The organism is Arthrobacter sp. CMU6, from assembly GCF_059090205.1.
The window spans coordinates 84,854-109,129 of sequence record NZ_JBNHFL010000008.1 but is presented as its reverse complement, the minus strand read 5'-3'; the positions used below and the strand labels follow the sequence as shown (position 1 = coordinate 109,129).

24 protein-coding genes are annotated in these 24,276 nt (G+C 67.2%); 18 read left to right on the top strand and 6 right to left on the bottom strand.

From position 1 onward, the window contains the following. The first annotated feature begins 36 nt into the window (after positions 1-36). The 8 genes from AC5RWD_RS07640 to AC5RWD_RS07605 all read left to right on the top strand — a co-directional run bounded on the left by AC5RWD_RS07640 (position 37) and on the right by AC5RWD_RS07605 (position 8,051). Positions 37-732 carry a MarR family transcriptional regulator gene (locus AC5RWD_RS07640; protein WP_494019439.1) on the top strand — a complete coding sequence of 232 codons (696 nt, stop codon included), beginning with the start codon at positions 37-39 and terminating at the stop codon, positions 730-732. Further along, the gene (locus AC5RWD_RS07635) at positions 729-1,253 is read left to right on the top strand and encodes a hypothetical protein (protein ID WP_494019438.1); all 525 of its coding nucleotides are present in this window, start codon (positions 729-731) and stop codon (positions 1,251-1,253) included. Before AC5RWD_RS07640 ends, AC5RWD_RS07635 begins: the two co-directional genes overlap by 4 nt. Positions 1,254-1,278: 25 nt before the next feature. Continuing rightward, the gene (locus AC5RWD_RS07630) at positions 1,279-1,572 is read left to right on the top strand and encodes a YciI family protein (RefSeq protein ID WP_494019437.1); all 294 of its coding nucleotides are present in this window, start codon (positions 1,279-1,281) and stop codon (positions 1,570-1,572) included. A gap of 40 nt (positions 1,573-1,612) precedes the next feature. Further along, positions 1,613-2,779: a flavodoxin-dependent (E)-4-hydroxy-3-methylbut-2-enyl-diphosphate synthase gene (gene ispG, locus AC5RWD_RS07625; protein WP_003805892.1), complete on the top strand. Its 1,167-nt coding sequence runs from the start codon at positions 1,613-1,615 to the stop codon at positions 2,777-2,779. Further along, a complete protein-coding gene (locus tag AC5RWD_RS07620) occupies positions 2,742-3,629 on the top strand; it encodes a GNAT family N-acetyltransferase (protein WP_494019494.1) in 888 nt (295 codons plus the stop codon). Before ispG ends, AC5RWD_RS07620 begins: the two co-directional genes overlap by 38 nt. A gap of 291 nt (positions 3,630-3,920) precedes the next feature. Beyond that, positions 3,921-5,732 carry a proline--tRNA ligase gene (locus AC5RWD_RS07615; protein WP_494019436.1) on the top strand — a complete coding sequence of 604 codons (1,812 nt, stop codon included), beginning with the start codon at positions 3,921-3,923 and terminating at the stop codon, positions 5,730-5,732. Between the two features lie 14 nt (positions 5,733-5,746). Then, positions 5,747-6,541 (top strand): sulfite exporter TauE/SafE family protein, encoded by a 795-nt coding sequence (locus AC5RWD_RS07610; protein ID WP_494019435.1) that lies wholly within the window; start codon positions 5,747-5,749, stop codon positions 6,539-6,541. Positions 6,542-6,602: 61 nt separating this feature from the next. Beyond that, positions 6,603-8,051: a pyridoxal phosphate-dependent decarboxylase family protein gene (locus AC5RWD_RS07605; protein ID WP_494019434.1), complete on the top strand. Its 1,449-nt coding sequence runs from the start codon at positions 6,603-6,605 to the stop codon at positions 8,049-8,051. Between the two features lie 5 nt (positions 8,052-8,056). On the opposite strand, the gene AC5RWD_RS07600 is transcribed toward AC5RWD_RS07605, so the two are convergent. The 3 genes from AC5RWD_RS07600 to AC5RWD_RS07590 form a co-directional block, all read right to left on the bottom strand. Continuing rightward, positions 8,057-9,121: an aminoglycoside phosphotransferase family protein gene (locus AC5RWD_RS07600; RefSeq protein ID WP_494019433.1), complete on the bottom strand. Its 1,065-nt coding sequence runs from the start codon at positions 9,119-9,121 to the stop codon at positions 8,057-8,059. A 74-nt stretch (positions 9,122-9,195) separates the two neighbouring features. Then, positions 9,196-9,939: a VIT1/CCC1 transporter family protein gene (locus tag AC5RWD_RS07595; RefSeq protein ID WP_494019432.1), complete on the bottom strand. Its 744-nt coding sequence runs from the start codon at positions 9,937-9,939 to the stop codon at positions 9,196-9,198. Between the two features lie 59 nt (positions 9,940-9,998). Further along, positions 9,999-11,195, bottom strand: a complete 1,197-nt coding sequence (locus AC5RWD_RS07590; RefSeq protein WP_494019431.1) for a DUF4439 domain-containing protein — start codon at positions 11,193-11,195, stop codon at positions 9,999-10,001. Between the two features lie 105 nt (positions 11,196-11,300). On the opposite strand from AC5RWD_RS07590, the gene rimP reads away from it, so the two are divergent. The 5 genes from rimP to rbfA all read left to right on the top strand — a co-directional run bounded on the left by rimP (position 11,301) and on the right by rbfA (position 17,294). Further along, complete coding sequence (gene rimP / locus AC5RWD_RS07585) at positions 11,301-11,918, top strand: ribosome maturation factor RimP (RefSeq protein WP_494019430.1); 618 nt, start codon at positions 11,301-11,303, stop codon at positions 11,916-11,918. Beyond that, positions 11,918-12,895, top strand: coding sequence for a transcription termination factor NusA (nusA, locus tag AC5RWD_RS07580; protein WP_076798160.1), 978 nt, complete (start codon positions 11,918-11,920; stop codon positions 12,893-12,895). The genes rimP and nusA overlap by 1 nt, the downstream gene beginning before the upstream one ends. A 238-nt stretch (positions 12,896-13,133) precedes the next feature. Further along, positions 13,134-13,475 (top strand): YlxR family protein, encoded by a 342-nt coding sequence (locus AC5RWD_RS07575; RefSeq protein WP_494019429.1) that lies wholly within the window; start codon positions 13,134-13,136, stop codon positions 13,473-13,475. Positions 13,476-13,627: 152 nt separating this feature from the next. Further along, complete coding sequence (infB, locus tag AC5RWD_RS07570) at positions 13,628-16,498, top strand: translation initiation factor IF-2 (protein ID WP_494019428.1); 2,871 nt, start codon at positions 13,628-13,630, stop codon at positions 16,496-16,498. Between the two features lie 286 nt (positions 16,499-16,784). Continuing rightward, a complete protein-coding gene (rbfA, locus tag AC5RWD_RS07565; protein WP_494019427.1) occupies positions 16,785-17,294 on the top strand; it encodes a 30S ribosome-binding factor RbfA in 510 nt (169 codons plus the stop codon). 124 nt (positions 17,295-17,418) lie between these two features. Here the strand turns inward: rbfA and AC5RWD_RS07560 are convergent, their stop codons facing one another. Then, positions 17,419-18,540: a ScyD/ScyE family protein gene (locus tag AC5RWD_RS07560; protein ID WP_494019426.1), complete on the bottom strand. Its 1,122-nt coding sequence runs from the start codon at positions 18,538-18,540 to the stop codon at positions 17,419-17,421. A gap of 194 nt (positions 18,541-18,734) precedes the next feature. Here AC5RWD_RS07560 and AC5RWD_RS07555 point away from each other — a divergent pair, with 194 nt between their 5' ends. Next, the gene (locus tag AC5RWD_RS07555; RefSeq protein WP_494019425.1) at positions 18,735-19,220 is read left to right on the top strand and encodes a nucleoside deaminase; all 486 of its coding nucleotides are present in this window, start codon (positions 18,735-18,737) and stop codon (positions 19,218-19,220) included. 21 nt (positions 19,221-19,241) lie between these two features. Here the strand turns inward: AC5RWD_RS07555 and AC5RWD_RS07550 are convergent, their stop codons facing one another. Continuing rightward, positions 19,242-20,393 carry a pyridoxal phosphate-dependent aminotransferase gene (locus tag AC5RWD_RS07550; RefSeq protein ID WP_494019424.1) on the bottom strand — a complete coding sequence of 384 codons (1,152 nt, stop codon included), beginning with the start codon at positions 20,391-20,393 and terminating at the stop codon, positions 19,242-19,244. An 80-nt stretch (positions 20,394-20,473) separates the two neighbouring features. Between AC5RWD_RS07550 and truB the strand changes: the two genes are divergently transcribed. From truB to AC5RWD_RS07535, 3 genes are read left to right on the top strand one after another with little or no spacing between them, the layout of a single operon-like run. Further along, positions 20,474-21,460 (top strand): tRNA pseudouridine(55) synthase TruB, encoded by a 987-nt coding sequence (gene truB, locus AC5RWD_RS07545; protein WP_494019423.1) that lies wholly within the window; start codon positions 20,474-20,476, stop codon positions 21,458-21,460. Positions 21,461-21,462: 2 nt separating this feature from the next. After that, complete coding sequence (locus AC5RWD_RS07540) at positions 21,463-21,816, top strand: hypothetical protein (RefSeq protein WP_494019422.1); 354 nt, start codon at positions 21,463-21,465, stop codon at positions 21,814-21,816. A 1-nt stretch (position 21,817) separates the two neighbouring features. Continuing rightward, a complete protein-coding gene (locus tag AC5RWD_RS07535) occupies positions 21,818-22,273 on the top strand; it encodes a hypothetical protein (RefSeq protein ID WP_494019421.1) in 456 nt (151 codons plus the stop codon). 34 nt (positions 22,274-22,307) lie between these two features. On the opposite strand, the gene AC5RWD_RS07530 is transcribed toward AC5RWD_RS07535, so the two are convergent. Then, positions 22,308-23,039 (bottom strand): DUF937 domain-containing protein, encoded by a 732-nt coding sequence (locus tag AC5RWD_RS07530; protein ID WP_494019420.1) that lies wholly within the window; start codon positions 23,037-23,039, stop codon positions 22,308-22,310. Positions 23,040-23,281: 242 nt separating this feature from the next. Here AC5RWD_RS07530 and AC5RWD_RS07525 point away from each other — a divergent pair, with 242 nt between their 5' ends. Next, positions 23,282-24,265 (top strand): bifunctional riboflavin kinase/FAD synthetase, encoded by a 984-nt coding sequence (locus AC5RWD_RS07525; protein WP_494019419.1) that lies wholly within the window; start codon positions 23,282-23,284, stop codon positions 24,263-24,265. Positions 24,266-24,276 lie beyond the last annotated feature (11 nt).

Here is a 24,276-nt window from a genome sequence, read left to right as displayed (position 1 = left end):
ATTGATTTAGATAAATAAACCGGATACGGTTTAGAAATGTACGTTCTGACCATCGACCAGCGTGGCAGCACCAATGACACGGACCGGGTGCCCGAGCTCCTCGAAGCCCTCGGCAGCCATCCCGGTGTTCGCTTTGAACGCTCTGTCGGCGACGAAGTGCAGGGGGTTCTGCAGGACCCTGCCCTGGTGGTCGACGTGGCGCTGCTAGCGCTGCGGAGCGGGCGATGGTACGTGGGGATAGGCGTCGGCCCGGGAACCCTGGCGCCGGACGCCAGCCCCCGCGAAGGGTCCGGACCCGCCTTTGTTGCCGCGCGCCGGGCGGTGGAGCGGGCCAAGTCAGCCGCGAGCCATGTTCCCGCGGCAGTGGTTGCGGGGAGCCGGGAACCAAGGGCCGCCGCGGCCTGCGCCAACGCGGAGGCGGTGCTGCGCCTGGTCGGGAGGCTGGTGCAGGACCGGACCGATGCCCAGTGGCGCGTGGTGGATGCCCTCCGTGTGAAAAGCGGAGCCCCAACGGAGCGGGGACCCGGACGTCACGGACTCCAGAAGCAGGTTGCACGGGATCTGGGAATCAGCGAACAGTCGGTGAGCCGGGCCGTCTTCCGGTCGGGCTGGCAGGAAGAATGGGCCGCAAGGCCGGCGGTGGAGATGCTGCTGGCGACCGCCCACCGCCTTGCCCTTGAGAACCCCACCCCGGGGGCCCGGGACGGCGACAACAACCGAGGAGAACCGTGAACGCTGTCTGGATCGCAGCCGCCCTGCTGACAGCCGGATTCGTGGGCTGGCCCGTCACGGCCCTGGTTTTCCGGCTGGCCCGTACCATCGACGACAAAGCCGATGCCGCCGCCGGCGCCGGCCGGGACAGTGCAGACGACCCCTCGGCGGATGTGACCGTGGACAGCCCCGCCACAGGGGACAGGGACAATGCGGGGGACAGGGCCAATACCGTGAACGGCGACATCACGGTGGACGCCGGCCAGGGTGCCACGCTGGCACCCGGAGGCGGTGCCCCGGGCACCCGGATTCTCCGGGGCGGGGCCATCATCGGCGTGCTCGAGCGGCTGGCTGTCTGCCTCGCCATCCTGGCCGGGCAGCCCGTGGCCATCGCCTACGTGGTGGCTATCAAGGGCCTGGGCCGGTTCGCGGAACTCAAGGAAACGCCCGTGGCTGCGGAGCGGTTCATCATCGGCACCCTGGCCTCCATGCTGTGGGCGGCGGGAGTTGCCGCCTTCACGAAGGTCGTGCTCCTCGGCTAGCCCGGCCGCGGGATAGGGTATCTCTATGACTGTTTTTGCTGTTGAGTACGTATACGACGCCGAATCCTCCGAAACGCGCGCGGCCACCCGCCCCGCCCACCGCGAATGGACTGCAGGACTGGCGCAGGACGGCACTCTTCTTGCCAGCGGACCCTACGGCGACGGTGCAGGCGCTTTGCTCATCTTCAAGGCGGCCGACGAAGCCGCACTCAACGAGATCCTCCGGCAGGATCCCTTCGCCGGTGCGGGTGTCATTTCCGGCATCCGGACCACTGAATGGGCCCCCGTGACCGGCCTCCTGGCTGAGCACGCAGCCTAGCCGCCGCCGCACTACCGATTTTCGAATTCAAGGAGTCCACGTGACCTCGGTCAGCCTGGGAATGCCATCCGCACCGCCGCCCGTCCTTGCCCCGCGCCGCAAGACGCGCCAGATCAAAGTGGGCTCCGTCGGCGTCGGTTCAGATTTCCCCATCAGCGTGCAGTCGATGACCACCACGCCCACCACGGACATCAATGCCACGCTGCAGCAGATTGCCGAGCTGACTGCGTCCGGCTGCGACATCGTCCGGGTGGCGTGCCCGTCCGCAGACGACGCTGAAGCCCTTCCGATCATCGCCCGGAAGTCGCAGATCCCGGTCATCGCCGACATCCACTTCCAGCCGAAGTACGTCTTCGCCGCAATCGAGGCCGGCTGCGCGGCAGTGCGCGTCAACCCGGGCAACATCCGCAAGTTCGACGACCAGGTCAAGGAGATCGCCAAGGCGGCCAAGGACCACGGCACGTCCATCCGCATTGGCGTCAACGCCGGGTCACTGGAACCGGGCATCCTGAAGAAGTACGGCAAGGCCACCCCGGAGGCCCTGGTCGAGTCGGCTGTCTGGGAAGCCTCACTGTTCGAGGAGCACGGCTTCCACGACTTCAAGATCTCCGTCAAGCACAATGACCCGGTGGTCATGGTGGCGGCCTACGAAATGCTCGCCGAGAAGGGCGACTGGCCGTTGCACCTTGGCGTGACGGAGGCCGGACCCGCGTTCCAGGGAACCATCAAGTCGGCCACAGCCTTCGGCGCCCTCCTCTCGCGCGGCATCGGCGACACTATCCGCGTGTCCCTCTCCGCGCCTCCGGTGGAGGAAATCAAGGTGGGCAACCAGATCCTGCAGTCGCTGAACCTGCGGCCCCGCAAGCTCGAAATCGTCTCCTGCCCCTCCTGCGGCCGCGCCCAGGTGGATGTCTACACCCTCGCCGAGCAGGTCACCGCCGGGCTCGAGGGAATGGAGATCCCGCTGCGCGTCGCCGTCATGGGCTGCGTTGTCAACGGTCCGGGCGAAGCGCGCGAAGCTGACCTCGGCGTCGCCTCCGGCAACGGCAAGGGCCAGATATTTGTGAAGGGGGAGGTCATCAAGACTGTCCCCGAGAGCCAGATTGTTGAGACACTGATCGAAGAGGCCATGCGTATCGCGGAAGAGATGGGGGAGGCCGATGGCGAAGATGCTGTCAAGGGTAGCCCCGTGGTTAGCGTCTCATAAGGACGGCGCCGCGCCGGACGGTGCCACCGTCCGGGTACTGGGTGTTGCGGACACCCAGCAACTGCGCGAACTGGCTGGGACGGATCCCGTCGCCAACGTGTTCATTCTGGCGCACCTGGAGTCAACGGACTCCGCCGCGCCAACCCCGGGGGGCGCGAACGTCCTGGGTGTTTTCGACGACGACGTGCTGGTTGGCGCCTGCTGGGCAGGCGCCAACCTGGTCCCCGTCCAGCTGGATCCGGAGCAGGCCGGAGCGGTGGCTGCCGCGGCCCACCGCTCCGGGCGCCGGTACGCGTCAATCTTCGGACCGGCGGCCACGGTCCTTGCCCTGCACCGCCACCTGGAGGAGCTGGGCCACCTGGCCCACGAGGTACGGCCCGACCAGCCGCTCATGACCATCACCGGCCCTCCCACCGTCGAGCCGAACTGGCAGTTGGGATACGGGCAGTACGCCGACTTTGACGCCATCCTCCCCGCATGTGCGGCGATGTTCGAGGAAGAGGTTGGCTACTCGCCGTACCTCGGCGGCCGCGACTTCTACAGCCGCCGGGTGGCGGGCCTGATCCGCCAGGGGCACTCCCTGGTCCATTTGAAGGACGGCGAAGTCGTGTTCAAAGCTGAACTCGGCGCGGTCACGGCCGAGGTCACACAGGTGCAGGGCGTATGGATGAATCCCAGCCACCGGGGACTCGGGCTGAGCGCCGGCTACATGGCGGCCGTGGTGCTGCTGGCCCAGAAAATGGCACCTGTCACCAGCCTGTACGTCAATGACTACAACTCCCGGGCCCGGGCAACGTACGAACGCGTAGGCTTCCGGCAGGTAGGCACCTTCGCCACGGTTCTCTTCTAGCCTGTGACCCAATCTGCCCCCGCCAAGCTGATTTGGAATCGGTGACGGCTATCACATAGGTTCGTTCTAACCGCGTTTTCGGGCTCGGGTGGTCTTTCGGGAATTTGCGGCATGACCGGCCGCGGAGCCACGCCACCACAGGGATGACCAGCCGGAAACGGCCAGGGGCTTCTTCTGCGGGGCGTGGCTTTTCCTTTCAGCTGCCGCAGGGCCTGGAAACCTGTACTGCTGCCCAGCCGGTAGATTAGTACCCAGACAATCAGCACTTTCCCCAGAAACGGACATCTACCCGTGGTTCTTCGACTCTCCAAGCTTTTCCTGCGCACCCTGCGTGAAGACCCCGCCGACGCCGAGGTGGCCAGCCACCGGCTGCTCGTGCGCGCGGGATACATCCGCCGCGCGGCTCCGGGCATCTACACCTGGCTGCCGCTGGGACTGAGCGTGCTCCGCAAGGTGGAACAGATCATCCGGGAAGAGATGGCCGCCATCGGCGCACAGGAAGTCCACTTTCCCGCGCTGCTCCCGAAGGAGCCCTACGAGGCGACCAACCGCTGGACCGAGTATGGCGAAGGGCTGTTCCGGCTGAGGGACCGCAAGGGCGGCGACTACCTGCTGGCCCCGACGCATGAGGAGATGTTCACCCTCCTGGTGAAGGACCTGTACTCCTCGTACAAGGACCTGCCGCTGAGCATCTACCAGATCCAGAACAAGTACCGCGACGAGGCACGTCCCCGCGCCGGACTCCTCCGCGGCCGCGAATTCATCATGAAGGACTCCTACTCGTTCGACGTCGACGACGCCGGGCTGGACGCCAGCTACTCCGCCCATCGGGCGGCCTACCTGAAGATCTTCGAGCGGCTGGGCTTGGAAGTCATTCCCGTGACAGCCACGGCCGGCGCGATGGGCGGCTCCAGGAGCGAGGAGTTCCTGCACCCGACCGACGTCGGCGAGGACACCTTCGTGCGCTCCGCCGGCGGCTACGCCGCCAACGTCGAAGCGGTGACCACGGTGGTTCCCGCCGAGATCGACTACACCAACGCCCCGGCCGCGGAAATCCGCGATACCCCGAACACTCCCACGATCGAAACGCTCGTGGCCGCCTCGAACGAGCTCGTGCCGCGCAGCGAGGCCGACGGCGGTCCCTGGACTGCCGCTGACACGCTCAAGAACGTTGTCCTCGCCGTCACCCTGCCTACCGGAGAGCGCCAGATCGTCGTCCTCGGTGTCCCCGGCGACCGGGGCGTCGACCTCAAGCGCGTCGAGGCCAACATCGGTGCCTACCTCCCGGTGGCCGGCGAGATTGCCGTGGAAGCCGCGGGCGAGGAGGACCTGGCCAAAAATCCGCTCATCGTGCGCGGTTACCTCGGCCCGGGCATGTCCCTGAGCGAACCCCTCCTCGGCCTGGAGGGCGCCGCCAAGCTCCTGTACCTGGTGGATCCCCGCGTCGTCAGCGGCACCGCCTGGGTTACCGGCGCCAACATGGCCGGCAAGCACGTCTTCGGGCTCGTCGCGGGCCGCGACTTCACCTGGGATGGCGTCATCGAGTGCACCGAAGTGCGCGCCGGTGACGAAGCCCCGGACGGCTCCGGGCCCCTCGAAACGGCCCGCGGCATCGAGATGGGACACATCTTCCAGCTGGGCCGCAAGTACGCCGAAGCGTTGGAACTGAAAGTCCTGGACCAGAACGGCAAGCAGGTGGTGGTCACCATGGGCTCCTACGGCGTGGGTGTTACCCGGGCCGTGGCCGCGCTGGCCGAATCCAACCACGACGCCAAGGGCCTCGTCTGGCCCCGCTCCGTGGCTCCGGCCGATGTGCACGTCGTGGCCGTCGGCCGCGGCGAGGAGATCTTCGCCGCCGCTGAGCAGCTAGCCCTCGAGCTTGAAGGCGCGGGCCTGGAAGTTATCTATGATGACCGGCCCAAGGTTTCCCCGGGCGTCAAGTTCGGTGACGCCGAGCTTGTCGGCGTGCCCACCATCCTTGCGGTCGGCCGCGGACTGGCGGACGGCGTCGTCGAGATCAAGGACCGCCGCAGCGGCGAGGCTGAAAACGTGGCAGTGGACAAGGCCGTTGACTACGTGGTCAACGCCGTCCGCAGCAACTGACGCCGATCCACAAAGTGGTTTCGGGGTTCGAGTCGATCCAGCTCGCCACTATCGTCCTGATAGTGGTGGCTGGGTTCTCCGCAGGCTGGGTGGACGCCGTCGTGGGCGGCGGCGGCCTGCTGCAGTTGCCTGCGCTGCTGCTCGTGCCGGGCATCACCCCGGTGCAGGCACTGGGCACCAACAAGATGGGCTCCATTTTCGGCACCACCACCAGCGCCGTGACCTACTACGGCCGCGTGCGGCCCGACCTGCGGACGGCCGTGCCGATGGCCGTGATCGCACTGGCGGGCAGCTTCGGCGGTGCGCTGCTGGCCACCCGGCTGCCGGCGGAGGTGTTTAAGCCGATCATCGTGGTGGCCCTTGTCGCCGTCGCGGTGTTCACGGCCCTTAAGCCCGACGCCGGCCACATCACCGTCCTCCGGCACGATGGCCATACGCACTATGTCGTGGCCTGCGCCATCGGCGCCGTGATCGGGTTCTACGACGGCCTGATCGGGCCCGGCACCGGATCGTTCCTGGTCATCGCGCTGGTCTCGGCGATGGGCTATGCCTTCCTCGAGGCCAGCGCCAAGGCAAAAATCGTCAATGTGGCCACGAACGCCGGGGCACTCATATTTTTCCTCCCGCACGGCTCCCTGCTCTGGGGTGTCGGCCTGCTGCTGGGCGCGGCGAACATGGCCGGTGGCTACCTCGGCGCGCGCACCGCTGTGAAGCAGGGGAGCAAGTTCGTGCGCGTGGTGTTCCTTGCGGTGGTTTTCGCCCTGATCATCAAGCTCGCCTTCGACGTCTGGCAGGAGAACTTCGCCTGAGCCTGGCTCCCGGCCGGGCTTTCTCCTCGCGGGCGGCTCAGTGACGGCGTAACATGCCCCTATGTCAGCCGGCGCAGAACCGTACCTGGATGCCTTGGCTGCCGCCGTCCGGCACGCCGCGCAATGGCTGGAAAGCCAGCCCAGCCGGCGGGTAGGTCCGCAGCAGGCAGCCAGGGAACTTGCCGCAGCATTCGATGGGGCGCTGCCACAGTCGGGTATGGCCCCTGCCGACGTGGTGGACTACCTGGCCAGCCACGCCGAACCGGGCCTCATGGCCATGCCGTCCGGACGCTTTTTCGGCTGGGTCATCGGGGGTACCCTCCCGGCAGCCATGGCGGCGGACTGGCTCGTCAGCGCCTGGGACCAGAACTCGGTGCTCCGCTATGCCACACCTGCCATTGCCGCCATCGAGGATGCCGCCGGCCACTGGCTGCTGCAGCTGCTCGGCCTGCCCAAGGAGTCCGACGTCGGCTTTGTCACCGGAGCCACCATGGCCAACTTCACCGGGCTGGCCGCCGCCAGGTGGCGGCTCCTCAGGAATGCCGGCTGGGACCTGGAACGCGACGGACTCTTCGGGGCGCCGCGGATCCATTGCCTGGTGGGGGAGGAACGTCACGACTCGGTGGACCTCGCGCTGCGTTACCTGGGCATGGGCAGCCCCACCGTGGTTCCGGCCGACAGCCAGGGACGCATCGACGCGGCGGAGCTGGACTGTGCCCTGGACCGGATCGCGCTGGAACATACTTCCGCGGACCAACCCGGCGGAGCCCAGGGTGCCGGCCGAGCCCTGGTGCTGGTGTGCCTGCAGGCCGGAAACCTCCACTCCGGAGCCTTTGACCCCTTCACCGCGGCCACCGCGGTGTCCAAAGCACACGGCGCCTGGGTTCATGTTGACGGTGCCTTCGGGCTCTGGGCTGCGGCCGTCCCGGAACTCGCAGGGCTGACCGCAGGTGTGGAACTGGCCGACTCGTGGGCCACGGACGCCCACAAAAGCCTTAACGTCCCATACGACTGCGGGGTCGTCGCGGTTCGGGACGCCCAGGCGCTGCGCAGTGCCATGGGGCTGAATGCCAGCTACCTCCTCCAAGATCCCGACGGCTCCGGTGATCCCAGCCACCGGGTGCCGGAGCTCTCCCGCAGGGCCAGGGGAGTGCCCGTCTGGGCAGCGCTGAGGTCGCTGGGCAGGGCCGGCGTCGCCGAGCAGATTCGCCGTCTGGCTTCCGCCGCCGCCCAGCTCGCGGAAAACCTCACCGCGGTTGACGGGGTGGAAGTGCTCAACGACGTCGGCTACACGCAGATCACGGTGGCTTTCGGCGACGACGGCACAACCCGGCGCGTGGCGGACCGGCTCATCGCCGACGGCAAGGTGTGGATGTCAGGGTCCCGCTGGCACGGCAGGGATGTGGTGCGGATATCCGTCAGCAACTGGACCACCGACGCCGCCGACGTCGCCACTGCGGTGGAAGCAGTGCGGTCGGCTGTCGAAGCCGTCCGGCCGGGCCGGTCCTGACGGTCCTATGACGGCGGGGTATCCATGGCGTCCGCGCCCGGTTCGGGCAAGTCGTGGGCCGCCGGAAGCCCGTCCAGGGTCCGCCCGGCAAGTGTGCTGGCCACCCACAGCGACCGTGCCATATCACCGGCGTGGCCCGGCCTCGAGGTGTAGTGGAGGGCGTTGTCCACCTCCCGGACCAGGCTCCATTGCCGGGCCACCTCCGGGTCCAGCCCTGCCGTGACACTGAAGTCATGGCACCTGGCAAGCAGGCCCGCGGCTGTATCCGTTGCGGGCAGGTCCGAAATACGGTTCCAGAGCACGGGAGCCACGGCGAACTCCGCCTCACCCACCATCGGCTGGGGATCGATGGCGGCAAAGCCGTCGGCGACATTGGCGGCCGTTGGGCTCCCGGAGGCAGGCCCTGGCGCTCCCGGCCTGGCCAGGATGTTGAGGTAGTGGAAGTCCGTATTGACCAGGACGTCCTCGGACGAGCGGCGGCCCACGGCGCCGCGCGTCTGGCAAACCTCGAGCGCGGCCTCCAGCAGCCACCGGGGAAACGGCCGGCCCAGCTGTTCCCAGTCGGCGGGCAGGTCATCGCTCCACTGTTCCGCCCGCGCGGCCACGTGCACAAATTCCAGCCACTGCGGCCTGCCGTCGGGCACCAGGCTCAGCTGCCGCATCAGACCGCCCCACACCTCACGGGCGGTATCCATCGGCTCTGTCCGGAGCGACCTGCCGGCATCAAGACGCTCAAGGAGCATGGAACACGTTCCGGCATCGGAGGCCAGCAGCTTCACCGCACCATGGCCGTTCCACAGCGCCAGCGCGTGGCGTTCCACCAGCGCTTCATCGTGCGGAAAGGCGACCTTCAACGCTGCGGCCGATCCTGCGACGCGGACCGGCACCACAACCCCGCCGTGCCCGCTCCAGGGGAGCGCTCCCGGTTCCAGGTCAAGCTCAAGCTGCCATTGCTCCAGCCGGCCGCGGATCATGTCCGGGAGGGAGGCCAGCCAGGCCCTGCCGGCGCTGCTGCGGGAATAGCGGCGCGCCAGGTCCGGGGGAATGGGAACATCTGCTGACCGGCTCACAGCTCCAGCGTAATAGAGGCGGCCCAACCAGACGGGCAGGCCGGACAGCGGCTTCCGGCCCGATGCGCTGGCTCCTACACGATGCCGCTGGCCCCCAGCAGGTTGCCGATGGTGAATGTCGCCGCCAGGGCGAGGCCGCCCCCCACCACCACCCGTGCAGCAGCCCGGATTTTCGAGCCTCCGCCGATCCACGCTCCGACGGCCCCAGTCACGGCCAGGGCAAGCAGTACTGCGCCAAAAGTCACGGCAACACGAATGCTTTCCGGAGGCAGCAGGATGGCGAGCATCGGCAGCACGGCCCCCAGCGTGAAGGCGATGGCCGATGCGAAGGCGGCATGCCAAGGGCTCACGATGTCCTCTTCGTCAATATTGAGCTCGGCGGAAAGATGGGCAGCCAGGGCGTCGTGCTCGGTGAGTTCCCGGGCCACTCTCCGTGCTGTCTCCTCGCTTAGGCCCTTGCTTCTGTAGATCTCGGCGAGTTCCAGCAGTTCCTCTTCCGGTTCCTCGGCCAGTTCACGCCGTTCCTTCTCGATCAGCGCCTTCTGGCTGTCGCTCTGGCTGCTCACGGAGACGTACTCGCCCAGGGCCATGGACACGGCGCCACCCACGAGGCCGGCAGCACCGGCGGCGAGGATGGGGCCGTTCTCGCTGGTCGCTCCGGCCACGCCCACCACAATGGCGGCGACCGATACGATCCCGTCGTTGGCGCCGAGGACACCGGCACGCAGCCAGTTCAGGCGGTGCACGATGTCGTTGCCGTGGGGCTCATTGGCATGCTGCCCCGCAGGGGGCAACGCCTGCTTGTCCGCTGGATCCATGGCTCCAGCAAACCACCTGGAGGCAGCCGGCTGCCAGTGGAATGTCACCGGCCCCGCGCTTAGGGGGCGGCGGGAGTCACCACTGCGCCGCCGGTGGTCTGGCGTGACGGGGTCGCAGCCGGTTCCGGAAGCTCCGGCAGGAGCGTGGTGTCCAGCACAATGCCAGGCACGGGCCCCGGATCGGACCCCCAGCGCATGGTCCGCTGGGCGGCCGCGACCAGCGAGGCGACGGCCCAGCGCCGGGTCTCACCTTCGCTCAGGGCCACAAGGTCGCCGTAGACCGGCAATGTTCCGGCTTCCAGGCTGGCCAGTCCCGCAGCGGGTTTCTGCAGGAACGAGGTGCCCAGGGTGTAGCCCGGTTCCCGGGGAGGAACGGACACACAGTGAACGCGGGTGTACGCCTCTGCCTGGCCAACCAGGGACTCGTGCGTGGCCAGCAGGGAGGCAGCCTGGTCCGCGGCGGACCCGTTCAGGCGGGTCAGCGCCACCTGATAGCCATACACCGTCTCAACTTCGGTCCGAACCACCCGGTTCAGGGCTGCAGCCAGCGTGGCACCAGACGGCTCGGCCGCCTGGGTGGACCGGTCACCGGTGCTCGTTTCGGGGCTGCCCTGCGTCTCAGTGCTGCTGTTCGAAGGGCCGGTGACCGGGCACGCCGTGGCTGCGTTGCCCCGGGTCGCCCTCGGTGCCTCAAGCGCAGGTGGCGGCGTCCCGGCAGCCTGCGCCAGCCCCGTCGCCTGAAGCAGCTGAGCAGCCCCTACCGCTGCGAGCAGGCGGGCCATCCCGCCGTAGGCCTTCTCGGCATCCACGAGACGCGACTTGCCGCTCTGGGAGAGCGCGGCCACCAGTGTTGGCAGCGTTGCCGTGCCCGCGGATGCTGTCCCTGATGATGCGGTGGCGGACGGGCGTGCGGTTCCCGACGCGCCGGCCGGAGTTGTGCCCGCCACAGAACTGGCGGCACCGCCCGGAAGGAGTGCCCTTGCCTGCGTAGTCAGCAATGTCACAGTGTGCGAAAACAGCTGCCGCCGGGCTCCGGACGAACCGTCCGCGAGCTGCTGGCTGGCAGTCCTCAGATCCAGGGTTTCGGCGAGGGCGGCGGCGCGCGCCTGCTCGGAGAAGGGCGGGGCTGGCGGGGCCGGGGATTCCCGCGGAACCAGCGCAAAGCCCAGGCTCAGCACCAGGAGCGCGGAGAGTGCCAGCAGGCCGTACCGGAGATAGCTGGCCGGCCCTCTTTTTCGCCCGCTGTCGTCGTTCACAACAGACCATGTTGTCACGGCCGACGGGAAGTCCGTGCACCAAGCTGCCCGGAAAATCGCTAGGCTAGTAGTCACAACATCATCTAACGGGAGGCGGCCGGCATCGTGAGCAATGCAGAAGCCACGACTTCATCAGACCGGACCGACGCGGGAAAGGCTGAACCCGCGGCTGTCCACAATCCCGAGGCTGAACGCCTCCGGGCGCTGCTGGAACCCGCGGTCCAGTCGCACCGGCTTTACCTGGAGGATGTTGCCATCCACATCGCAGGCTCCAACCGCGTGGTCCACGTAGTGGTGGATCTGCCGCAGGAAGAAACCGGCGGGGTAAGCCTTGACGTCATCGCTGACATCTCCAAGGAACTTTCCGACATTCTGGACAGTGACCCGAGCACGGACAGCCGCCCGTACGATCTTGAGGTTTCATCGCCCGGCGTGGGGCGGCCGCTGACCGAACCCCGGCACTGGCACCGCGCCCGCGGCCGCATGGTCAGCGTCAACGTGATCCAGGGCGAGAACGTCACCGGCCGGATCCAGTCGGTTGACGACGCCGGCGTGACCCTCGTTCCCGAAATTGCCGTGAAAAAGGGCATGAAGCCCCGGCAGGGCGACCCCGTAAAACTTCCTTTCGACAAGATCCGCAGCGGAAAAGTCGAAATTGAGTTCAGCCGCCTCGACGAGGCCGGTCTGGAAACTGAGCACAATGGACCTTCTGAGGAGGCCTGATGGATATTGACATGAGCGCGCTGAGACTCCTGGAGCGTGAGCGCGAAATCCCGCTGGATCTCCTCATCCCCACGATCGAGCAGGCACTGCTTGTTGCCTACCACAAGTCGCCGGGCGCCTTCGAGAAGGCCCGGGCGGAGCTGGACCGCAAGAGCGGCCACGTGACCATCTGGGCCACGGAAATCGACGACGACGGCGCACCCATCGGCGAGTTCGAGCACACGCCGGCCGGGTTCGGGCGCATCGCCGCCAGCACCGCCCGGCAGATCATCCTGCAGCGGCTGCGCGACGTTGAGGACGACAACGTCCTGGGTGAGTTCAAGGGCCGTGAGGGTGAACTTGTTGCCGGGCTGATCCAGCAGGGCAACAACCCCCACATGATCCAGGTCAACCTCGGCACCGTGGAAGCCCTGCTTCCGCCGCCGGAACAGGTGCCGGGGGAGAAGTACATCCACGGGAACCGGCTTCGTGCGTACGTGATCGACGTGCACCGCGGCACGAAGGGCCCTTCCATTACCCTTTCCCGTTCACACCCGGGCCTGGTTCGGAAGCTTTTCGAGCTGGAGGTCCCGGAGATCGCCGACCGCTCGGTGGAGATTGTGGCCCTGGCCCGCGAGGCCGGGCACCGTACCAAGATCGCGGTCAAGGCAAACACCCCGGGCATCAACGCGAAGGGTGCGTGCATCGGGGAAATGGGCTCGCGCGTGCGGGCGGTCATGACCGAACTGAACGACGAAAAGATCGACATCGTTGACTTCAGCGAGGATCCGGCCACCTTCATCGCCAGCGCACTGTCGCCGTCGCGTGTGAATTCAGTCACCATCACCGACGAGGCCACCCGTTCGGCACGCGTCGTGGTGCCGGATTACCAGCTCTCCCTCGCCATCGGCAAGGAAGGGCAGAACGCCCGCCTCGCCGCCAAGCTGACGGGCTGGCGGATCGATATCGTCTCGGACGCCGCCGCTCCCCGCGGTTAAAAGCGCCGGCTGGACCGCGGAAAAACCGTCCGGCAAAGGCTCGCAACCTGACCGAACTGCCCGCCCTTCGGCGGGCAGTTTCGGTTTGCGGTTTCGGGTATGGGCCCCGTGAGGGGCTAGAATAGAACTTGGCCGCGCCTAGCGGCCGGCATCAGCGTGTTTGAGCGCCGGGTCCTGCTGCAAGGCAGTGACGGGCGGCCGGGCAGGCAGATAGGTACAGGCAGGAAGATACTCGGCAGTGGCACACGTGCAACAACTCGGGAATCAGCCGCTGCGTACCTGCATCGGATGCCGGAAAAAGGGGCCGCGGTCAGAGTTGCTCCGGCTCGTCTCCGACACCGGCGGTTCGTCCGCCGTCGTGGTGGATGAACGACGCCGGATGGCTGGCCGGGGTGCATGGCTGCACCCCAGCGAAGCGTGCCTGGCCCTGGCGGTCAAGCGGCGAGCCTTCGGAAGGGCCCTCAACGGGTCAACCGGAACCGCCGCCGTCGAACGCCGGATAACGGCAGGAGTGCACGCTGCGGACGTCCCGGCGTCTGCAGTACCAACCGTCCAACCTGAAAGCGGGTCAGAAATCTGATGGAAACCCGATGAGTTCCCAGCGATGAGTGCGTAACGATGACAACTTTGTTGCGCTCTGCAATGGGCCTTTCAGCTGTAACAGCAGCGGGGGCCCGCAGTAAGAAGTAGACGGTTCGTGCCTGGCTCGGTGCGGACCGAGACAGGAGAAATGTGGCCAAGGTCCGCGTACATGAGCTTGCAAAAGAGCTCGGTATTACTTCCAAAGATGCAGTAACCAAACTGCAGGAACTGGGCGAATTCGTTCGCTCCGCCTCTTCCACCATTGAGGCCCCCGTGGTGCGGAAACTCCGCAACGCGTTCCCGGCTGCCGCCGCTTCGAAGTCCGAAGCCCCCGCAGCCGCCCCCAAGTCCCCGGCGAAGCCGGCAGAGACCCGTCCCGCGCCGGCTCCCGGCCCCGCTGCCCCCAAGGCTGCGGCGCCTGCTCCGGCCCCCGCACCGGCACCGGCCCCCAAAGCCGAGGCGCCCGCAGCTCCGGCTGCTCCCGCCGCGCCGGCAGCTCCGGCTGCCAAAACGCCTGCTGCGCCCTCCACCGGTGCCAAGCCGGGAGCACGTCCCGCGCCGAAGGCTGAGACCCCCTCACGTCCGGGTGGCGCTCCGCGTCCCGGCGGCCCGCGTCCCGGCAACAACCCCTTCGCCACGTCCCAGGGCATGCCCCGCGGCCGTGGGGGAGACGGCGAACGTCCGCCGCGCCCGGGCAACAACCCGTTTGCAACTTCCCAGGGCATGCCCCGTCCCGGCGGCGGCCGCACTGACGGCGAACGTCCCGGCGGTCCGCGTCCGGCAGCCGGTGCAGGCGGACCCCGCCCCGGTGCTCCGCGGCCGGGCGCTACGCCCGGCCCGCGTCCCGCAGCCGGCGCAGGTGGACCCCGTCCCGGCGGGCCCCGTCCGGGTGCCGGCGGAAACCGGCCCACGCCTGGCATGATGCCTAACCGCACCGAGCGTCCCGCACCTGCAGGTGCCGGCCGTCCGGGTGGCGGCGGACGCGGCCCCGGCCGTCCCGGCGCTCCCGGAACCGGCGGTCCCGGTGCCGGCGGCGGTGCTCCGGCCGGCGGTGGCTTCGGCAAGGGTGGCCGCGGTCGCGGTGGCACCCAGGGTGCGTTCGGCAAGGGCGGCGCTGGCCGCGGCAAGCAGCGCAAGTCGAAGCGCGCAAAGCGCCAGGAACTTGAGCAGATGAGCGCACCGTCGCTGGGTGGCGTGAGCGTACCCCGCGGCGACGGCAACACCGTTATCCGGTTGCGCCGTGGATCGTCCATCACGGACTTCGCTGACAAGATCGAGGCGAACCCCGCCGCACTGGTTACCGTGCTCTTCCACCTCGGTGAAATGGCAACGGCAACCCAGTCGCTGGACGAGGACACCTTTGCACTCCTGGGTGAGGAACTCGGCTACAAGCTGCAGGTCGTTTCCCCGGAGGACGAGGAGCGCGAACTGCTCAGCGCCTTCGATATCGACGTCGAGGCTGAACTCGAGGCAGAAGGCGACGAAGAGCTTGAGGCGCGTCCGCCGGTAGTTACCGTTATGGGTCACGTTGACCACGGTAAGACCCGGCTTCTGGACGCGATCCGTAACTCCGACGTCGTTGCCGGCGAGCATGGCGGCATCACCCAGCACATCGGTGCCTACCAGATCAGCCATGAGCACGAGGGCGCGTTGCGCGACATCACCTTCATCGATACCCCGGGCCACGAGGCGTTCACCGCCATGCGTGCCCGTGGTGCGAAGGTCACGGACATCGCCATCCTGGTTGTGGCTGCCGACGACGGCGTGATGCCGCAGACCGTTGAAGCACTCAACCACGCCCAGGCGGCCAACGTGCCGATCGTCGTGGCCGTGAACAAGATCGATAAGGAAGGCGCGAACCCTGACAAGGTCAAGGGTCAGCTGACCGAGTACGGCCTGGTTCCGGAAGAATACGGTGGCGACACCATGTTCGTTGAGGTATCTGCCCGCCAGAACATCAACATCGACGAACTGATCGACGCCGTGCTGCTGACCGCCGACGCCGCGCTGGACCTTCGGGCCAACCCGGACAAGGCTGCGCGAGGCATCGCCATCGAAGCGAACCTGGACAAGGGCCGCGGTTCCGTGGCCACCGTCCTGGTGCAGTCCGGTACCCTCGCGGTCGGCGACACGATCGTGGCCGGTACGGCCCACGGCCGCGTACGTGCCATGTTCGACGAAGACGGCGAAGCCCTCGACGTCGCACTGCCGTCGCGTCCGGTTCAGGTCCTCGGACTGTCCAATGTGCCGCGTGCCGGTGACACCTTCCTGGTGACCACCGACGAGCGTACGGCCCGCCAGATCGCCGAAAAGCGTGAAGCGGCCGACCGAAACGCTCAGCTCGCCAAGCGCCGCAAGCGCATCAGCCTGGAAGACTTCGACCAGGCCGTCGCCGAAGGCAAGATCGACACCCTCAACCTCATCCTCAAGGGTGACGTGTCCGGTGCCGTGGAAGCACTCGAAGACGCGCTGCTCAAGATCGACGTCGGCGAAGGCGTTCAGCTCCGCGTCATCCACCGCGGTGTCGGTGCGATCACGCAGAACGACGTCAACCTGGCAACGGTCGACAGCGCTGTCATCATCGGCTTCAACGTCAAGCCCGCCGAGCGTGTTGCCGAACTGGCAGACCGCGAAGGCGTGGACATGCGCTTCTACTCCGTCATCTACTCGGCAATCGATGACATCGAGCTGGCCCTCAAGGGCATGCTCAAGCCGGAGTACGAGGAGGTCCAGCTGGGCACGGCCGAGGTCCGCGAAGTGTTCCGGTCCTCCAAGTTCGGCAACATTGCAGGTTCCATCGTGCGCACCGGTACCATCCGACGCAACACGAAGGCCCGCATCAGCCGCGCCGGCAAGCTCATTGGCGACAACCTCACGGTGGAGACGCTCAAGCGCTTCAAGGACGACGTCACCGAGGTCCGCACGGACTTCGAGTGCGGTATCGGACTTGGCTCGTTCAACGACATCACCGAGGGCGACATCATCGAGACCTTCGAGATGCGCGAGAAGCCGCGCGTCTAGGTTGTCTTAGCGCTAGAGGTGTGGGGCCGTTGGGTTTTTCCTGGCGGCCCCGCACTGTCGCCCGACCCGGGAGCCCCCGAGTTTTGGGGGCGCCCCGCCCCTACGCTGGGCGGCTTGGGATCTTCGATCCCTAGCGCGCCCAGCTCCGGCAGGCCCGATGCCACTCCCGGGCGCCCCCAAAACTCTCCGGCATCGTCTTAGACTCACCTCAGGTGCGCGGCAGCAAAGGCAACCCAAGAAGCCAAGCCGCCCTCGCGCCGTCGTACCTCAATTTTTAGGAGTAAAAATGGCTGATCCGGCACGCGCTGCCAAGATGGCGCAGCGGATTAAGGTTGTTGTTGCCGAAGCTTTGGGCCGGAAGGTCAAAGATCCCCGGCTTGAGGGCATTACTGTCACTGATGCACGGGTGACCAATGACCTGCAGCATGCCACCATCTACTACACCGTGTTCGGTGACCAGACCGTGCAGGTTGACGCCGCCAGGGGCCTGGAGAAGGCCAAGGGCGTGCTGCGGCAGGAAGTGGGCCGCAACATCACCGCCCGGCTTACTCCCACACTCGAGTTCGTGGCCGACCAGATTCCGGTGAACGCCTCCAACCTGGAGGAACTGCTCCGGGAGGCCAAGCGGCGCGACGCCGAAGTGGCTGCCCTGGCCGAGAAGGCCAAGCACGCCGGTGACGCCGACCCGTACAAGAGCGACGTCCAGCCGGACGTGGAAATCGACGAAGACGACTTCGACGAAGAGGACCTCGACCCGGCCGACGACGCGACAATCGACGAGGACCGGAACCGCTAGCCTTCCAGGTTCTGCACAGCACAGCCCCAGGCCAACAGGCACAGTAAAGGTGCGGCCGGATCTCTTCGATCCGGCCGCACCTTTTCTTTTTGAACCGCTACTTTGTCAGTCGTTGAATACTTTGTCAGTCATCGAGCGGGGCCTTCACGACGCGCCCATCCGGTGCCGCATTCGGCGCGGGCAGCGAGTTGACCGTCGCGTAGATGCTCTCGCCCCTGATGTCGACGTCTGCCGTAAGCATTCCCGGCAGCACCACAGTCTGCTTGCCTGAGTGGGCAGAGAGCCGCAGCACGCCCTTGCCGAACAGGGACGCGACGTACACGTGCCCGTCGTCGTCCATGTCCAGGCCGGTGGGTGACATCACGTCGTCAGCGAACAGCTTCACGCGACCATTGTGGGGATTGACCTTGTACACCGCTCCGCGGGCACCCAGCACCGGGTCCTCCGGGCCGCCGGGCAGCACGGAGACATACAGCCAACCGTCCGGTCCGCGCTTGACGTCGGTGGGCACGGGCTCGAAGCGGTAGGTGTGGCCGGCGATGCAGCCCGGAAGTTTGAGGGCCGCGGCCTCGTTGGCCGTGAACGTGTGCGGCCGGGCCGGCAGCACGGCAACGGTTTCGGCCTTGCCCGAGTCCACGTCCACCGACACGATGGAGTTGGCTCCGGCGTCGGCGACGTAGATGGTGTCGCCGTAAACATCGATTCCATAGGGATGCGAATCGATCTGGCCCTTGTAGGAGACCGGGACGTCCTTCGGCAGCTTCGCAGCGCAGGCAGCGGGAAGGTCCCTGAAGCCGTAGCTGGTGCCGCCGTCGGCGTTGTGCTTGTTTTCCAGGGCAGCAAGGTCGCCGAAGGTGCGGTGCTTGCCGTCGGCACCAATGCTCCTGATGTGTCCGGCCAGCGGCCTCGGATCCATGGGGCCGGCGCCCTGGCTTTCGGCCAGATATATGGTGCGGCCGCGGCGGTCGCTGCCGGCCACATCCCAGGCCGCGTTCCGGTAGACCACCGATTTGCTGCCGTCCCGGGCGACTTTCGTCAGCTGCCCCGCGAATTCCTCGCTGACCAGGACCGAACCGTCCTGTCCGTCGCTGAGGTGGAGCGGGCTCAGCAGGCCCTTGGCAAGCACGGCGGGTGCGGGCTGGCTCTCGGCCGCCGCGCCTGCCGGGGCCGCGTGGCCCGCCGGGGACGCCGACAAGAGGAGTGAGGCAGCCGCGACAGCCGCCAAAAGTGCTCGTTGCTTTTCCATACTGTCTCCAATGTCAATGGTGCGCATCCAGAACATTGAGACCGATATGTGGTCCGGAAATCGGGTCCCCCGACGCGGGTATTCTAAGCCCGGCTCTCGGGGCGTGTCGACGGCGTGTTGCCAGGCGTGATGCCAACACGAACGGACGCAATCCGGCTGTCCCGCGACGCCATCCGGCTGGCTATGATCAGACCATGCGCGCCAACCCATCAGCAGCAGACGTGACCGAATACCTGACCGCGGCTGTGGCATTGGCCCAACGGAACGTCGCGGCAGGCGGCGGTCCCTTTGGTGCGCTGGTGGTGACAGCCGACGGCACCGTCCACGAAGGGGTCAACCGCGTCACGCGGGACAACGACCCCACAGCCCATGCTGAGGTGGTGGCCATACGGGCCGCCGCTGCGGAGAGCCGGAACTTTGATCTCACCGGTGCTGTCCTGTACGCCAGCTGCGAACCGTGCCCGCTCTGCCTGGCTGCTGCGCTGTGGGCGCGGATCGACCGGGTGTACTTCGCCGCCGACCGGCACGGCGCCGCCGCCGCGGGATTCGACGACGCCCTCTTCTACGAATACTTCGGCGGTTCCCGGCCGGAACTGCTGCCTGTCAGCCACACCCCGGTTCCGACGTCGGACAACCCCTTTGAGGCCTGGCGCAACAACGCCGAACGCACCGACTACTGATACCTTCTGCGGGGCCGGGCGCTACCTTCGGGGGAGCCTGCCCACGCCCTCGACCAGTTCGCTTTGGTCGCCGCACAAGGCGATTCGGATCCAGCCCTCGCCGATGGAGCCAAAGGCGGTTCCCGGAGCAAAGGAGACGCCGGCATCGGCGAGGAACTGTTTGACCCAGGCCCGGACGTTTCCGCCGCTCACATGCGAGACGTCCGCCCACAGGTAGAACGCCCCTTGCGCGCTCAGGAAGGGAATGCCCTTCTCTGCCAACACAGCCGACGCCGCGTCGCGGTTGGCACGGTAGTGCGCGTGAGCCTGCGACACATAGTCCTGCGGACCGGTCAGCGCGGCGAGCGCCGCGTACTGCGACGGCGAGGCCACGCAGGAGACAATCGCCTCCATGACGTTGTTCATCCGCTGCTCCAGGCCGGGCGGGCACACCAGAGCTCCGATGCGCAGACCGGTGAGCCCGTACGTCTTGGACAGGGTCAGTGACGTGAACACGCGTGCCTTGCCGGGGGCGTTGCTGTCAAACCGGGCAGGACTCACGTGCGGGACGTCGTACGTGAAGGCCTCGTAGCATTCGTCGGAGATGATCCACAGGTCGTGGCGGCGGGCCAGTTCCACCAGTTCCCGGGTCAGGTCTTCCCGGAGGACCGCGCCCAGGGGGTTCGACGGCGAGTTCAGCATGAGCACGCGCGTCCGGTCCGTGATGAGCGCCTCGATGTCCGCGATCCGGGGTTGGAAGTCGTGCGCGGGGTAAAGGGGGTATTCCACGGGGACGGCATGCAGCAGCCGGCTGGTCATGGCAAATGTGGGATAGCCCGGATTGGGAATAAGGATTTCGTCGCCGGGTGCGAGCAGCAGGCTCATGGCGAAGTGCAGGCCCTGCTGGGCGCCGTCGACCACGTAAACGCGGTCCGCCCCGATGTCCACGCCGGACTGTTCCCGGAACCTGGCGGCGAAAGCTTCCCGGAGCGGCCGGATGCCGGCGTTCGGAGTGTAGTTGGTCTCATCCCGGTCCAGGCACGCGATTCCGGCATCCAGAACATGGCGGGGGAGCGGGAACCCGGGTTCCCCGATGCTCAGGATCAGCGCCCCGGGCGTGCGCCACGCGGCCTCGGTGATCTCGCGGATCTGGTTGACGGGGACGTCGCGTATGTGCGCGGAAAGCTCGGGCATGACTGCCATCCTAGCGCCGGGCCTGCCGCGGCCCCGCTGCGTCCCAATACCGCCGCCGCGTCCCCGATATACTGATAGGCGTGCTTTCTGGACTGGTAATAGTGGACAAGCCGCAAGGATGGACCAGCCATGATGTGGTTGGACGGATGCGGCGGATCGCCGGTACCCGGAAAGTGGGCCACGCGGGAACGCTGGATCCCATGGCCACCGGCGTGCTGGTGCTCGGCATCAACAAGGCCACGCGGCTCCTCACGTACATCGTGGGCACGTCCAAGACCTACACGGCAACCATTCGGCTGGGGGAATCAACCATCACCGATGACGCCGAGGGCGAAGTTGTGAGTCGGGCCAGTGCCGCGTCCCTGACCGAGGACTCCATCCGCTCCGGCGTGGAGTCCCTGACGGGGGAGATCCAGCAGGTTCCCAGCAGCGTCAGTGCCATCAAGGTCAACGGTGAACGCTCCTATGCACGCGTCCGGTCCGGGGAAGATGTCCAGCTGGCTGCCCGGCCGGTCACCATCCACCGCTTCGACATCCACGGAATCCGCCGGGACCAGGCCGTCGGACACGACACGGATGTGGTGGATGTCGACGTGACGGTGGAATGCTCCTCGGGCACCTACATCCGCGCCCTCGCCAGGGACCTCGGCAACTCCCTCGGCGTCGGCGGACACCTGACCGCATTGCGGCGGACAAACGTGGGGCCCTACTCGCTGGACCAGGCGCGCACCCTCGAACAGCTCGCCGAAGACCTCGAAATCCTGGAAATGTCGCAGGCGGCCAGGGCGCTGATGCCCAACCGGGAACTGAGCGCCGACGAAACCACCGAGATTTCCTTCGGCCGGCGTATCGCAGCCGGAGCCGCGGCGGGCACACCGGCCGCCGCCACCGCGGAGAAGCCCGCAGCCGCGTTCGCGCCTGACGGGTCGCTGGTGGCGCTGCTCGCGGACAGCGGAAGCTTCGCCAAACCCGTGCTGGTCTTCGCCCCGGGAACGGGCCCCGGCAGTTCCGGTGCCGCCGCCGGCGTTGCGGACGGTTCCCATGCCGACGGCGGCGGGCAGGCCTAGCGTTGGACGCGTATTTCTACATCATCCTGGCGGTCGGCCTGCTGTCCACCCTCATCTGTGTGGCGGCAGGCATCATGAAGAAGGCCCCGAACGACATCACCATCCTCTCGGTTGCCGCCGTCGAACTGGCCCTTCTGGTCTACCTGGTGGGCTCCATCGTCCGGGTCATCGCGGGGGAACAGATCGCCGGGGAGGCCTGGGAATTCTGGGGCTACCTCGCCACCGCCCTCCTGCTGCCGGTGGCTGCGGTGTACTGGTCCATCCTGGAACGGACCCGCTGGAGCAACTTCGTCCTGGCCGCCGTCGGAGTTACGGCCCTCGTCATGGCCGCCCGCATGAATCAGATCTGGTACTGAAGTGGAAGAAGCACGAAACGTGACTGATACGTCCGAACACACCGGCAAGCGCCCCGCCGACACGAGGAACACCGGTCCCGGCCGGCTCCTCATCGCCGTCTACGCCATCTTTGCCATTTCCGCCACGGCACGGGCGGGCTACCAGATCATCACCAAGTTCTCCGAGGCCCCGCTGGCCTACCTGCTCTCCGCCTTCGCCGCCGTCGTCTACGTCGTGGCCACGGTGTCTCTGGCCAAGGCGGGCCGCACCTGGTTCAAGGTCTCGCTGGTCGCCGTCCTGGTGGAACTGGTCGGCGTCATCATCGTGGGGGCGTTGAGCCTGTTCGATTCTGTGCAGTTCCCGCACGAGACCGTGTGGTCCGCGTTTGGCCGCGGTTATGCCTTCGTTCCGCTGATCCTGCCGGTCCTGGGCCTCATCTGGCTCTACCGACGCCGGCCGGCACCCCGGACGGTCTAGGAACCACCGTTTCTGACTGCCGGACGTCCCGGAGCTAGCGGTTCTCGTCGGACAGGTCCACCTCGATCAGTTCACCGGGTGTCACAGAGCGGTGCGCCGGTAGCGCTGAACTGTCCGTAGCCGGTGCAGAGCCGGATTGCGTGGACGGTCGCTGGTCCTGCTCGGTCAGCGGAGCCTGCTGCGGCTGCGGGCTGCCGCCCAGAATGCCGCCCAGGATATCGCCGAGGCCGCCTGAACCGAGCCGGCCGGCACCCTGCCCGCCTGAACCTAGGCCGCCGCCCAGGATCCCTCCGAGGATGCTTCCCAAGTCAATTCCGCCGCCTCCGGCCGGGGACGGCTGTGCGCCGGAGTCCTGTCCGCCGCCGAGGACCTTCTTGGCCAAGTAGGACATGACGATGGGGGCGAGGATGGGCAGCAGCCTGCGGACGAGGTCTCCGCCGACGCCTCCGAGGTTGGCTGTTCCGGCGAGGCGGTTGGCAACCTGGTCCTGCTGGCCGCCGAAGACATGGCCAACGATTTTTTCGCCGTCCCCGGTGTCCACCTGCGACGGGTCCACCCCGCCGTCGGCCAGTCCGTTCCGGTGCCTGGCCAGTTCGGATTCCAGCGCCGCGGCACCATCGGGCGCCTGGACATTGCTCTGCATTCCGGCAAGCAGCGTGGGCACGGCGGCTTCGACGGCGGCCTGCGCGGAGCCGATATCAGTCCCCAGCAGGGACGCAATCTGTTCGACGGGGATCTGTCCCAGCAGCTCCCGGATGTCACTCATGGCGTGGCTCCTCCCGGCCCGCTCCTGTCGCAGGCGATCCTTGCGGTCAAAACACGAATGAAACTCTGAAGGCCCAGGGCGGCACTGCCCGGCGGCTGCCTTTGCATCCTAGCCGGGCGTCCATGGAGGCGGTAGGCCACCCTGGCCGTCCGTCACTGGCAGGGATTCCGGGTAACCTTAGAGAGTTCCGGCTCCTGAGCGCGCCGGGAGCAAGTTCTGGCAGGCAGTAAAAGGCGAGGTTGATGGTCCACATCTGGAATGATCCGACCGAGGTCCCCGAAGACTTTGGTCCTTCCGTTGTCACTATCGGCAATTTTGACGGCGTCCATCGCGGCCACCAGCAGGTGCTGTCCCAGCTCATCAGGACGGCGCGGCTGAACAGTGCCCGGTCGGTTGCCGTGACGTTTGACCCCCATCCGGCCCTGGTCCACCGGCCGGAAAGCGCGCCCGAGCTGATCATGGGCCTGGAGGACAAGCTCCAGGCGCTCGGCGAGCTGGGCCTGGACGCCGTCCTGGTGATGAAGTACTCCCTCGAGCTCGCCAGCCTCACCCCGGAGGAGTTCGTCGGCTCGGTCCTGGTGGACAGCCTTCACGCCAGCCATGTGGTGATCGGCCACGACACCCGGTTCGGCAAAGGCAACTCCGGAGACCTGAACACCATGCAGGAGCTGGGGGAGAAGTTCGGCTTCGAGGTGCTGGTGATCAGCGAGTTCGGCTCCGAAGGTTTCCCGCTGCACGACGACGGCGGGACGGACCGCCGCTGTTCCTCCACCTGGGTGCGCGAGGCGCTCCGTGATGGGGACGTCGCCACCGCCGCCGCTGTCCTGGGCCGCGCACACCGGATGCGGGGCGAGGTGGTCCACGGCGCCGCGCGCGGCCGGGACCTTGGTTTCCCCACCGCCAACCTTTCCAGCGATGCAAGCGGCCTGATCCCTGCGGACGGCATCTACGCGGGCTGGCTCGTGGACGAGGCCGGGACGCGCTGGCCTGCCGCCATTTCCGTCGGCTCCAACCCCACGTTCGACGGCGTGAGCCGGCAGGTGGAGGCGCACGTCATCGACAGGCCCGAGGAGCGCATCGAGGACTTCGATCTGTACGGCCAGACAGTAGTCGTGGAGTTCGTGGCCCGGCTCCGCGGCATGGTGGCATACCGTGGGCCTGAAGCCCTCGTGGAGCAGATGCGCCAGGACGTCCTGCAGACGCACGACATCCTGCTCAAGCGCTGACGCGGGACTGC